Origin of the sequence: Bacillus cereus group sp. BcHK124 (genome assembly GCF_027712065.1) — a bacterium.
GTDB classification, from domain to species: Bacteria; Bacillota; Bacilli; order Bacillales; family Bacillaceae_G; genus Bacillus_A; species Bacillus_A pacificus.
In genome coordinates this window covers 508,122-521,176 of sequence record NZ_JAQFPJ010000001.1, presented here as the reverse complement: position 1 = coordinate 521,176, position 13,055 = coordinate 508,122, and the positions used below count along the sequence as shown (strand labels likewise).

Here is a 13,055-nt window from a genome sequence, read left to right as displayed (position 1 = left end):
AGGCAGCTTATTTTTCGCTGCCAAACCATTTCTTCACTAATTTATCCATTTCTCCATTTTCTTGCATTTTTTTAATTACTTTATTAAATTCAGCTGTTTTGTCACTGTTTTTCGGAAGGGCAATTGCTGCTCCTACTTCTTCTGGTGCTTCTTTAATTTCAATTCCTTGTAATTCTTTCATTTTTTCTAAATAATTTTTAGCAACTGTATCTTCTATAATTGCAGCGTCAAAACGACCAGCTTTAATTTCTTGTACGATTTCTGGTATACGGTCACGTCCCTCAACTTTGAAATCTACTTGTTTTTTAAATTCTGCTGCTTTCTCTTCTTGAATTGATCCTGTTTGTACCCCTACTTTTTTCCCTTTTAAATCCTCTACAGATTGAATGTTAGAATCCTTTTTAGAAACAATCATGTTTTTCGCAACAAAGTAAATATCTGTGAAATCAACATTATTTTTACGCTCTGCAGTTGGCGTCATACCTGCCATTACGAAATCAACTTTTCCTGAGCTAAGAGATGCTAATAAACCACCAAAATCCATATCTTTCACTTTCACTTCATAACCAAGTTCTTTTCCGATATATTTAGCAACATCAACATCAAAGCCGATAATTTCATCACTTTTTGAAGCTTCTACGTATTCATACGGTTTATAATCTGCTGAAGTCCCCATAACCAGTACTTTTTTATTTTTTCCAGTAGCCTTTTCTTCCCCATTACTACAAGCACTAAACATACTTACAATCAAAATAAGTGCAAACGATATTGATAATAACTTCTTCATCTTTCTTCCCCCTAATAATGTATATTTAAAAGTTTAATAGAATATTTATTCGATGTTTGTATTGTATCAGCACTTTTATTTTTATGCAATATATAAAATAAAAATAAATATAAAACAAGTTAAAATACAGTTATACATGTATAAAAAGATGCATAAAATAACAAAACCATGCATATCCCACAAATTTTAATACGAAATAAAAAAAGGCGGTACATCCACTTGAGTGTGGACGTACCGCCTTTTCATTTATTTTTATAAGGACTTATAATCAGTTGGGATGAACCACCTCTACTGATTATAGTTCTTCACAATTCTCTTCGAAATATGATTGTAGTTTTGCAATAACTTGCATCGGTTCATGACCTTCAATTTCATGACGCTCTACCATCGTTACAATTTTTCCATCTTTTAATAAAGCAAATGATGGAGAAGATGGTGGGTACCCTTCGAAATATTCACGAGCTCTTGCTGTCGCTTCTTTATCTTGACCTGCAAACACCGTTACAAGGTGGTTAGGACGTTTATCATAATGTACAGAATGCGCAGCAGCAGGACGAGCAATACCACCTGCACAACCACATACAGAGTTGACCATTACAAGTGTTGTTCCATTTCTTTTAAACGCTTCGTCTACTGCTTCTGGCGTCGTCAATTCTGTATATCCAGCAGAGACAATCTCTTCACGCGCTTGGCGGACAACATCATTCATAAAAAAGTTAAAATTAATCAATCTTTTCCCTCCTCTAAAACTACCTATTTGTATCTTACCAGTTAATGTTTATGAAATACAAGTAAGTTTACTTGTATTTCAGCATAGAAAAGGTGTTAGAGCTCTTGCTCTAACACCTTTTCTTAATGACCACGATGTTTTTGCTTTGCTTTTTGTACTTTGATTAAACGTCTTCTTTGTTTTTCAGCCTCTCGCTTCTCCTTAGATTGCACTTTCTTTTCTTGTTTATGCAGTTCATAAGATAAGCTAATTGCTTCTTGCGCCTTAGTAAAGCGGTTTACATTTACTTCTTTTGCTGCTTGTCGTATGATCCGCTTTATATTTTTGGGACGCTGTTTTTCTTTCACTTCCACGCCACATTTTGCAAAGTGCTGAAAATACGCTAACATTGAACCGTTCACAAATATAAGCACTTCTTCGTCTGAAGGTTCCGTTCCAAAAATATACCTCGTTCCATACAACTTCCCTTTTTCTTTACATGTAATGATTCCAACAAAAAATTGGCCATCGTGATATACTGTCAAATCCATTGACAGCCCCCCCTAAAAAAATTAGAAATACGGGACATCCCGGAGGGGAAGGTTACTGACATGAAATCATGCGTCTGGACTACCAACCAGAACTGTGTTTTTGTATTTCTTTCACTATTATTATATCTTTTTTTCCATAATCTTCATATATTCACTAATCATTTTTTTATGCGACCCAACAATATAGTCAGGTAGTTCTGTTAGTGGGAAGAATTTAAGCTGAACCGCTTCTTCTTTGTTCATAACAAAATCTCCGTCGTATTCATCTGTATAATAAGCAGTCGTTACAGATTGAAATTCATCACCGTTTGCTAATTTTGTAAAATAGTTCGCTCCAGAAAACACATTGATTAATCGTAGGTTCTTCACCTTTATTCCTGTTTCTTCGTATACTTCACGAAAAGCAGTTTCTTCTGGTGATTCACTAAGCTCCATTAATCCGCCAGGCAGTCCCCATTTTCCGTAAGGCTCTGTTCTTTGTTGTAATAATACATATCTATTTTCATTTATAACAAGTACAACAGCACCAACTAAAATTAAAGGGCGATGACCAACTATTTTCCGTAATTCTTCTACATATCCCATCGTATCCCTCCTTTTTCGTTGTCCACACTATTGTATCATATGTATGAAACGACAAAATGCGTATATTTTTCATTTTTTTAACAAAATATTTATTTTATGTGCTTCATCTACTGTAGCTAACAAAATGGATTCAACTTCTGCGTTTTTCTCTAGAAATTCTCTCGCCCATTCTTCTGTTTTCCCTAATAAAGCAAGAACATCTTGCTGAATGCTCCCATCCTTTACTAATACAAAAGAAACTGGAGATTTTTTTCCCGCCACTTTTAGATCAAGTCGGGACACTGCCTCATATTCTGGATACCGAAATATAGAAACGACACCGTTCGCTTCCCATAATGCTAATTTGATCGTTTGAATATCGCTCACATTTCGCATACGAAGTTCTGAAAATAAATATTCCACGGTAATTCTCGCTTTTTTCAAATTGCTAAAATCAATGGAGCCGTTGTGTATAAGAATGATAGGTGCTGGCTCTAAAAAGCGTCTCCATCTATCCCATTTCAACATTAAAACTGAACTTATAATATGAAGTACAACGAGTATAAACGTTGTAATCATCGAGCCCATTAATCCTACTTTTTCATCAGACAATGCGTTAGAAATATTCCCGCCAAGCAATAACACCAATACAACATCTAAAAAGCGAAGTTGTGCGATGGACCTTTGCCCCATTGCTTTCGCAACTAATATTAAAAATATGTATGCTATAATAGCCCGAATAACCCATTCACTATTAGAAAGATGCCGTGCTCCCTCAAAAATATGCATATGCATCACTTTGCACTCCTTACATCCCAAACTGCTAGTCTGTTTTAGTTTGCAACGTTTATGCGTATATATGTAAAAAAGCTGGTTCGTTTAAAAACGAACCAGCTTTTTTTACTTAACGGAAAACATATACTTTTTATACGTTTTTCGTACCGATAATATGAGACCCATCATAATCATATTCGAGAACAAGGAACTTCCCCCATACGATAAGAAAGGTAATGCAATCCCTTTTACAGGCATTAATCCAACAATCATACCGATATTTTGGAATATTTGAACCGTTAATATCCCAATTGATCCAGCACATAATAATGTACCGAATAAATTATCAGCAGAATAACCGATAATAATTGTTCTATATAGTAGTAATAGGAACAAGAATACAACTAACGCTGCTACGATAAATCCACCTTCTTCAGCAATTGTAGCGAAAATAAAGTCAGTGTGTTTCTCTGGAATATAGACGCTTCCTTCCCGGAACCCTTTACCTTCCATGCCTCCACTACCTACAGCTAAAATCGATTGCTGTGTTTGATAACCTTGATCTGTATGTTCGAATGGATCTAACCAACCTAAAATACGTGATTGTTGGTGCGGTTTTAGTAACGTAACTAACTTATTAAAGAAGAAATCTTCATACCTTACGTAAATAAATATTAACGTAGATAATATGGTGACTGGAATAACTGTACATAACGCTATCAATTTCTTCTGAATACCTGACATAAATAAAATACATGCAATGGCAGCAGCGTATAAGAACACCATACCTGTATCCGGTTGGCTATATACAACAGCCATAGGCGGAAGGGATACTAGCATAATTTTACCTACTAGTTTTAAATCCGTTTGGAATGTCCTTGCCATATACTGCGCATTATGTTTCACTGCTATACTTGCTACTACGAGAAGCAATGAAATTTTGAAAAACTCAGACGGCTGAATTTGTCCAACTAGCGGAAATACAAACCATCTTTTTGCACCTAATTTTTCAGGTGTGAAAGTGGAAACCGGTAGTATTTTCAAAAGAATAAGTGAGGCAAACCCAACGATATAAAGTGGCCAAGACAATTTTTGCAATTGATCTAAGTCGATGCTTGCAACAAGTAATAACAAGACAGCTCCAATTATGTAGTTCAAACCCTGTTTCATCGCAAAGTTTGCATCTCCATATTGTCCTGTTTGCTGACTGCTATATATAGCAGCTATACTCGTAACACATAATGCACACAAAATTAAAATTAATTTTACATCTAAACTTTTTAAAAACTCGGTACTTCTTTTCATGACATCCTCCTGAAACATTGTTACAGCAAAATAAAAAACCAGGAGTCAACATTCTTCATGTTTTGACGACTGATTACACATTATCTATAAAACACTTATATAGAATAACTCTCTTTTTCATACAATACAATATATTATACTACAGTTTCATCAGTAAGATTTGCCAAAAAAATTATTCTTTTCTTATTTTATATCCATATACCATATATCAGCAATGTATTTTCATAAATTCCTAATACATAATCGTTCATTGTAAGATTACTGGGAAAGGTATTATACATATAGTAGGATGCAAATGAAGAAATAAGATAATAAAAAGCTCGCCATAAGCGAGCTTTTTATTAGTATACAGATGTATTATTTTCTGACGTATTTTCTAAAATTTCTTTTACACGTCCTAAGAACTTACCACAAATTAAGCCATCTAGTACACGGTGATCAAGTGATAAACATAAGTTAACCATGTCGCGAGCACCAAACATGCCATTATCCATAATTACTGGGCGTTTTACAATTGATTCAACTTGTAAAATAGCCGCTTGTGGGTAATTAATAATACCCATAGATTGAACAGAACCGAATGATCCTGTGTTATTAATTGTAAACGTTCCGCCTTGCATTTCGTCCGCTTTTAACGATTTCGTACGTACTTTTCCTGCAAGCTCTGTAATTTCACGAGCGATACCTTTAATTGTCTTCTCGTCCGCGTGTTTAATTACTGGTACAAATAGTTCGTCCTCTGTTGCAACAGCGATAGAAAGGTTAATATCTTTCTTCTGAACAATTTTATCGCCAGCCCACATTGAATTAATTTGAGGGTATTCTTTTAACGCTTGTGCTACTGCTTTTACGAAGAAAGCAAAGAACGTTAAGTTAAAGCCTTCACGCTTTTTGAAATCACCTTTAATTGAATTACGGTATGACACAAGGTTTGTCACATCTACTTCAATCATCATCCAAGCGTGTGGCGCTTCGTGTTTACTACGTAACATGTTCGCTGCGATTGCTTTACGCACACCTGTTACTGGAATTTCGATATCGCCAGGCATTGTTGGTACAGAAACTGGTTTCGCAGATTCTACTTTTTGCGCTACTGGCGCTGCTTTTGGTGCTTCTGGACGCGCTTCTACTACTGCTGCTACCGCTTCCTCTTTCTTCGCCGCACCTGCTTGCGGAATATTTCCAGATTCCACTAGCTTTAAAATATCTTTACGAGTGATACGGCCGTTTGCCCCCGTACCTTCTACTTGATCTAAATCAACGTTATGCTCACCCGCAAGTTTTAACACAGCTGGTGAAAAACGAGGTTTTCCATCAGTTGGTTGTTTTGCTTTCGGTGCTTTTTCAGGCGTAGCTACTTCTGCCTTTGATTCTTCTTTTGTTTTTTCCTCAACAGCTGTTGCTGCTACTTCATCTGCGCCTTCTACTTGAATTACACAAACTACTTCACCTACAGCTAACGTATCACCTTCAGCAGCAATTAACTCTTTCACAATACCAGTGAAAGAAGATGGTACTTCAGCGTTTACTTTATCAGTCATTACTTCTGCAAGCGGATCATATTTGTTTACGTGATCGCCAACATTCACGAGCCATTTACTAATTGTACCCTCTGTAACGCTCTCCCCGAGCTGAGGCATTGTAATATTTTCTACAGCCATGTATAGTCCCCCCGATTAAAATTCCGCAAGCTCGCGCATTGCTTTTTCAACTTTATCTGGATTTACCATAAAGAATTTTTCCATTGTTGGTGCATATGGCATTGCTGGAACGTCTGGACCTGCAAGACGTGCGATTGGTGCATCTAAATCAAACAGACAGTTTTCAGCAATAATTGCTGCCACTTCACTCATAATACTTCCTTCTTTATTGTCTTCTGTTACAAGAAGAACTTTACCTGTTTTAGAAGCTGCTTCAATGATTGCTTCTTTATCTAATGGATATACAGTACGTAAATCAAGAATGTGTGCAGAGATGCCATCTTGTGCTAACTTTTCAGCTGCTTGAAGAGCAAAATGAACACATAATCCGTATGTGATAACAGTAATATCATCACCTTCACGTTTTACATCTGCTTTTCCGATTGGTAATACGTAATCATCTTCTGGCACTTCACCTTTAATTAAGCGATATGCACGCTTATGCTCAAAGAATAATACTGGATCTTCATCACGAATTGCAGCTTTTAGTAAGCCTTTTGCATCATATGGTGTAGAAGGGATAACGATTTTTAAACCAGGTTGGTTTGCAAACATCGCTTCTACAGATTGCGAATGATACAATGCACCGTGAACACCGCCGCCAAATGGCGCACGAACTGTAATTGGACAAGTCCAATCATTATTAGAACGGTAACGAATTTTTGCTGCCTCAGAAACAATTTGGTTTACTGCTGGCATGATGAAATCCGCAAACTGCATTTCAGCGATTGGACGCATTCCATACATTGCTGCACCAATTGCGACCCCAGCGATTGCAGATTCTGCAAGTGGTGTATCTAGCGCACGATCTTCACCAAATTGATCATATAATCCGTGTGTCGCTTTAAACACGCCACCTTTTTTACCAACATCTTCACCTAAAACGAATACTTTCTCATCGCGTTCCATTTCCTCGCGCATTGCTAATGTAATAGCATCAATATAAGACATTACAGCCATGAAACGTTCCCCCCTATTCTGCGTATACGTGCTTCAATGCATCTTCAGGTGCTGCATACGGAGCATTTTCTGCATATTCTGTTGCTTCGTTTACGATATGCATAATTTCGTCTAACATTTGTTTTTCAGATTCCTCAGTTAACACGCCAACCTCTTTTAAATAAGCAGCAAATGTTACAATTGAATCATTTTTCTTCGCTTCTTCTACTTCTTCTTTATCACGATAAACACGATCATCATCGTCACTTGAATGTGCTGTTAAACGATATGATACTGTTTCAATTAAAGTTGGACCTTCACCACGGCGGCCACGGTCTGCTGCTTCTTTTACAGCTTTATATACTGCAAGCGGATCGTTTCCGTCTACTGTATATCCAGGCATACCGTATCCAATTGCACGGTCGGATACATTTTTACATGCTAATTGTTTTTCAACTGGAATAGAGATCGCGTATTTATTATTTTCACACATAAAAATAACAGGTAACTTGTGTACGCCAGCAAAGTTTGCACCTTCATGGAAATCACCTTGGTTGGAAGAACCTTCACCGAATGTAACAAACGTTACTAAATCTTTCTTTTCCATTTTTCCAGCTAATGCAATACCAACTGCATGTGGTACTTGCGTTGTTACTGGAGATGAACCTGTCACAATACGATTTTTCTTTTGACCGAAGTGACCAGGCATTTGACGACCACCAGAGTTTGGATCTCCAGCTTTCGCGAAACCAGATAGCATCAGTTCTTTCGCTGTCATACCAAACGCTAGTACAACACCCATATCACGGTAGTATGGTAATGCATAATCTTTCTCTCTATCAAGAGCGAATGCTGCTCCAACTTGTGCTGCCTCTTGTCCTTGACAAGAAATTACGAATGGAATTTTACCAGCACGGTTTAATAACCACATACGTTCGTCAATTTTACGTGCAAGTAACATCGTACGGAACATTTCTAATACTTGCTCATCACTTAAGCCAAGCTCTTCATGGCGCTTTTCTTTTACTTCTGCCATTTTTCATAACCTCCTAAATCCACATTTTTATGCGTGTAACGCTTTTCCATCTACAGCTAATGCTGCTTCACCAATCGCCTCAGATAATGATGGATGCGGATGAATTGTATGTGCTACTTCCCAAGGTGTTGCATCAAGTACTCTTGCAAGACCCGCTTCAGAAATCATATCTGTTACATGCGGTCCAATCATATGAACACCGAGAATATCATTTGTTTCTTCATCAACTACAAGTTTTACGAAACCATCTGATTCGCCGTATACAAGCGCTTTTCCGATTGCACGGAATGAGAACTTACCTACTTTTAGCTTATAGCCTTTTTCTTTCGCTTCTTGTTCTGTTAAACCGACAGAAGCAACTTCCGGACTGCTATATACGCATTTTGATACCATAGAATAATCAATTGGTGTAACTTCTTTACCAGCAATATGTTCTACTGCAACAATTCCTTCATGAGAAGCAACGTGAGCAAGCTGTAAGCCACCGATTACATCACCGATTGCGTAAATATGAGATTCTTTCGTTTGATAAAACTCATTTGTTTGAATGTATCCTTTTTCCACAACGATATCCGTATTCTCTAAACCAATATTTTGCGTATTGGCTTGTCGTCCTACAGATACAAGCATTTTTTCTGCTTTAAATTCTTTATTCTCACCGTTATGTTCAGCTTGAATTGTTACTCCATTATCTTTTACCAATGTTTCTGGTAATACTTTTGCACCAGTTACCACTTTAATACCTTTTTTCTTGAATAGACGTTGCATTTCTTTTGAAACGTCTTGATCTTCTAGTGGTAGTATCGTTTTCGCATACTCTAATACTGTAACTTCTACACCGAAGTCAGCAAGCATAGATGCCCACTCAATACCGATTACACCGCCACCAACGATAATAATTGAACTAGGAAGCGTTTCCATTTTTAGGGCATGATCGGAAGACATTACGTACTCTCCGTCTAATTCTAAACCTGGTAATGAATTTGGACGAGAACCTGTTGCAATAAGTACATTTTTTGGAATTAACATTTCATTCTCTTCTCCACTTGCAAGTTCAACTGAAATTGTCCCTGGCATCGGAGAGAAAATAGATGGACCAAGAATACGGCCAATACCTTCAAACACATCAATTTTACCTTGTTTCATTAAGTGCTGAACACCTTTATGAAGTTGCGTTACAATCTTCTCTTTACGCTCTTGTACTTTTGCAAAGTTTAGTTCTACATTACTTGCAATAACCCCGAACTCTTCACTTTTCTTAGCAGTTGCGTATACTTCCGCACTACGTAAAAGGGCTTTACTAGGAATACATCCTTTGTGTAAACAAGTACCACCAAGATTTTCTTTTTCAACAAGTGCCGTTTTTAAACCTAGTTGTGATGCACGAATAGCAGCAACATATCCACCAGTACCGCCGCCAACGATGACTAAATCATATTCTTTTGCCATTATCTCAACCCCTAGCTACCGTTTCTTTTTCACGTACAATATATTCTTTTGGAGCTTCTTCTTCACGTAGTACACGAAGTGCCCCTTCTGCTAATGCTTGTAATTCATCTTCTCCTGGATGTACGATAACATCTGCAATCCAGTCTACTCGTTCTTTTATTTCATCAACAAGAATTTTACTGTAAGCAAGTCCACCAGTTAATACAATTGCATCGATTTTCCCGTGAAGTACAGCGCTAGCTCCACCAATTTCTTTTGCAACTTGATACGCCATTGCTTTATAAATAAGAGTTGCTTCAGGATCACCTTTTTCAACCATTTGTTCTACTTTAATCGCATCATTTGTACCAATAAGACTTACAAGTCCACCTTGTCCGACAAGTTTTTTAACCATTTCGTCTCGGTAATACTCACCAGAGAAACACATTTCAACTAGTTGTCCTACTGGTACTGTACCCGCACGCTCTGGGCTAAATGGTCCTTCTCCATTTAAACCATTATTCACATCGATAACTTTTCCTTTTTTATGAGCACCAACTGTAATACCGCCGCCCATATGTGTAACTAATAAATTTAAATCCTCATATTTGTGGTTTAATTCTTCAGCCACTTTGCGAGCGACTGCTTTTTGATTTAATGCATGAAAAATACTTTTACGTTCCATACCAGCGATACCACTTATACGAGCAACCGGCTCCATTTCATCTACAACGACAGGGTCTACAATGAATGCCGGAATATTTAATCCAGAAGCAATTTCATATGCTAAAATGCCCCCAAGGTTTGAAGCGTGATGACCGCTAAATCCATTTTTCAAATCTTCTAACATCGCATCGTTTACTGTGTATGTTCCGCCCTCGATTGGACGAAGTAATCCCCCGCGTCCACAAACTGCGTTTAACTTTGAAATGTTAATACCGTGAGAATGTAGAACTTCTAAGATCGTTTCTTTACGAAACTCATATTGGTCAATAATTCGCTTATATTTTCCAATCTGTTCTTCGTCATGACGAATAGTTTCTTCTAAAACGGGTCTTTCATTATCAAAAACACCGATTTTTGTGGATGTACTACCCGGATTAATAACAAGAATTCGATTTAAAGACACTGTTGCTACCTCCACTAATAAATTCAAAAGGAGGTGGAAACCTCATAAGAGGTAACCACACCTTTTGTAAAAGTAATATATGAATGATTAGCGACGGCTAATAATGTCGTGACCGTTGCGTAAGTATGTGCTACGAGAGTTTTTCAAGCTTGCAATGCGCTCTTCAGCTAGACGATCAGCTGCTACATAAGTTGCAATGCCATCGCGTTTTGAAATTTCGATTACTTTTGCAATTGTGTCATAAATTGACTCAACGCGTTTTAATGCACGTTCTCTATTGTATCCATATAACTCGTCTGCTACGTTAATTACGCCACCTGCATTAATTACATAATCTGGTGCGTATACGATACCCATTTCATGAATGATGTCGCCGTGACGATCTTCTTTTAATTGGTTATTCGCAGAACCAGCGATTACTTTTGCTTTAAGTTGTGGGATAGTTTCGTCATTAACTGTTGCGCCTAATGCACATGGTGCGTAAATATCACATTCAACACCGTAAATTTCATTTGGCTCAACTGCTGTTGCACCGAATTCTTCTACTGCACGTTGTACAGCTTCTTTATTAATATCTGTAACGATTAGTTTTGCTCCTTCAGCGTGTAAATGTTTGCATAGGTGATATGCTACGTTACCAACACCTTGAACAGCAATTACTTTTCCTTCTAAATTATCAGTACCGAAAGCTTCTTTCGCAGCAGCTTTCATACCACGGTACACACCGTATGCAGTTACTGGAGATGGGTTACCAGAAGAACCGAATGATGGTGAAATACCTGTTACAAAGTCAGTTTCTTCGTGGATAATATCCATATCATCTACTGTTGTACCAACATCTTCAGCTGTAATGTAACGTCCGTTTAGTCCTTGAATGTAACGTCCTAATGCACGGAACATTGCTTCGCTCTTATCTTTACGTGGATCACCGATAATTACTGTTTTCGCACCACCTAAGTTTAAGCCAGCTGCTGCGTTTTTGTATGTCATCCCTTTTGCAAGACGCAATGCATCTTCAATCGCCGCTTCTTCAGAATCATATGTCCACATTCTTGTTCCACCAAGAGCTGGTCCAAGTGTTGTATCATGAATTGCAATGATTGCTTTTAAACCAGATTCTTTATCTTGACAAAATACTACTTGCTCATAATCATATTTTTCTAAGTATTCGAAGATTTCTAATGTCATTGTCGTTTCCCCCTAATTGTTTTACCCTATTTGGTTTATTTTGAAGCAGTCGCAACTGCCAATGCTAATGAATATACTTTTGTTTCTGCTGAATCAGCACGAGATGTTAAAACAATCGGTGCTTTTGCGCCAGCAATCATTGCTCCTACTTTTGCATCCGCAAAGTATACGAGTGATTTATATAGCACATTTCCAGCTTCAATCGTTGGGACGAGTAAAATGTCTGCCTTACCTGCTACATCACTTACTATGCCTTTATGTTCTGCTGCAATTTGTGATACTGCATTATCTAAAGCAAGTGGTCCATCAACGACACAATTTTTAATTTGTCCGCGGCGATTCATTTGAGTTAACATCGCTGCATCAATTGTCGCTTGCATCGCAGGATTCACAACCTCTACCGCTGCAATTGGTGCTACCTTTGGCAAATCAATTCCTATTGCCCGGGCAACTTCTACAGTATTCTGTATAATAGCAGCTTTCTGTGTTACATCAGGTGCAATGTTCATCGCTGCATCTGTAACAAAAATGAGACGATCGTAATTTGGAACTTCAAATGCTGCAACGTGTGAAAGTACGCTACCTTTACGAAGTCCCCACTCTTTATTTAATACAGCTTTCAAAATATTTGCTGTTGGGATGTTTCCCTTCATGAGCACATCTGCTTCGCCGTTTCTTACAGCTTTCACAGAAAGTTCTGCAGCCTCAGCACTTGACTGTGCTGCAATCACTTCAATATGTTCTGAAGTTTGTAAATTATGTTCTTGTAACATCCCCATTATTTTTTCTTGGTTTCCATATAGACGAAATTGAGCTAGCTGTAATGTAATTGCTTTCGCTACAGCTTCAATTACTTCATGATCTTCAGCTACTGCTACAGCCACAGTTTTTTTAGGCTGGCCTGCTGCTTGATCAATTAAGTGTTCTAACTTCATATTTTGTAAT

Annotated in this window: 13 protein-coding genes; all 13 read right to left on the bottom strand. The window is 37.6% G+C overall.

Features of this window, described 5'->3' with window-relative positions; all coding sequences use genetic code 11:
* Window positions 1–7 precede the first annotated feature (7 nt).
* The 13 genes from PDK19_RS02865 to yqiS all read right to left on the bottom strand — a co-directional run bounded on the left by PDK19_RS02865 (window position 8) and on the right by yqiS (window position 13,045).
* Window positions 8–787: a transporter substrate-binding domain-containing protein gene (locus PDK19_RS02865; RefSeq protein ID WP_016718454.1), complete on the bottom strand. Its 780-nt coding sequence runs from the start codon at window positions 785–787 to the stop codon at window positions 8–10.
* A 295-nt stretch (window positions 788–1,082) separates the two neighbouring features.
* Window positions 1,083–1,496, bottom strand: a complete 414-nt coding sequence (locus PDK19_RS02860) for a BrxA/BrxB family bacilliredoxin (protein WP_001998211.1) — start codon at window positions 1,494–1,496, stop codon at window positions 1,083–1,085.
* Window positions 1,497–1,639: 143 nt separating this feature from the next.
* A complete protein-coding gene (locus PDK19_RS02855; protein WP_014893521.1) occupies window positions 1,640–2,047 on the bottom strand; it encodes a YjdF family protein in 408 nt (135 codons plus the stop codon).
* A 120-nt stretch (window positions 2,048–2,167) separates the two neighbouring features.
* A complete protein-coding gene (locus tag PDK19_RS02850) occupies window positions 2,168–2,632 on the bottom strand; it encodes an NUDIX hydrolase (RefSeq protein ID WP_014481752.1) in 465 nt (154 codons plus the stop codon).
* 69 nt (window positions 2,633–2,701) lie between these two features.
* The gene (locus PDK19_RS02845) at window positions 2,702–3,406 is read right to left on the bottom strand and encodes a DUF421 domain-containing protein (RefSeq protein ID WP_000550967.1); all 705 of its coding nucleotides are present in this window, start codon (window positions 3,404–3,406) and stop codon (window positions 2,702–2,704) included.
* Between the two features lie 105 nt (window positions 3,407–3,511).
* Window positions 3,512–4,690, bottom strand: coding sequence for an FtsW/RodA/SpoVE family cell cycle protein (locus PDK19_RS02840; RefSeq protein WP_000831185.1), 1,179 nt, complete (start codon window positions 4,688–4,690; stop codon window positions 3,512–3,514).
* 341 nt (window positions 4,691–5,031) lie between these two features.
* Window positions 5,032–6,351 carry a dihydrolipoamide acetyltransferase family protein gene (locus PDK19_RS02835; RefSeq protein ID WP_000257637.1) on the bottom strand — a complete coding sequence of 440 codons (1,320 nt, stop codon included), beginning with the start codon at window positions 6,349–6,351 and terminating at the stop codon, window positions 5,032–5,034.
* Between the two features lie 15 nt (window positions 6,352–6,366).
* Window positions 6,367–7,350, bottom strand: a complete 984-nt coding sequence (gene bfmBAB, locus PDK19_RS02830) for a 3-methyl-2-oxobutanoate dehydrogenase subunit beta (RefSeq protein WP_000290076.1) — start codon at window positions 7,348–7,350, stop codon at window positions 6,367–6,369.
* Window positions 7,351–7,363: 13 nt separating this feature from the next.
* Window positions 7,364–8,365, bottom strand: coding sequence for a 3-methyl-2-oxobutanoate dehydrogenase subunit alpha (bfmBAA, locus tag PDK19_RS02825; protein ID WP_000852555.1), 1,002 nt, complete (start codon window positions 8,363–8,365; stop codon window positions 7,364–7,366).
* Between the two features lie 27 nt (window positions 8,366–8,392).
* Window positions 8,393–9,814, bottom strand: a complete 1,422-nt coding sequence (gene lpdA / locus PDK19_RS02820; protein WP_001051291.1) for a dihydrolipoyl dehydrogenase — start codon at window positions 9,812–9,814, stop codon at window positions 8,393–8,395.
* Between the two features lie 4 nt (window positions 9,815–9,818).
* Window positions 9,819–10,922, bottom strand: a complete 1,104-nt coding sequence (gene buk / locus PDK19_RS02815) for a butyrate kinase (protein WP_000056191.1) — start codon at window positions 10,920–10,922, stop codon at window positions 9,819–9,821.
* A gap of 87 nt (window positions 10,923–11,009) precedes the next feature.
* On the bottom strand, window positions 11,010–12,110 hold the full coding sequence (locus tag PDK19_RS02810) for a leucine dehydrogenase (protein ID WP_000171362.1): 1,101 nt from the start codon (window positions 12,108–12,110) through the stop codon (window positions 11,010–11,012).
* A 35-nt stretch (window positions 12,111–12,145) separates the two neighbouring features.
* Window positions 12,146–13,045, bottom strand: coding sequence for a phosphate butyryltransferase (yqiS, locus tag PDK19_RS02805; RefSeq protein ID WP_000763072.1), 900 nt, complete (start codon window positions 13,043–13,045; stop codon window positions 12,146–12,148).
* Window positions 13,046–13,055: the final 10 nt, after the last annotated feature.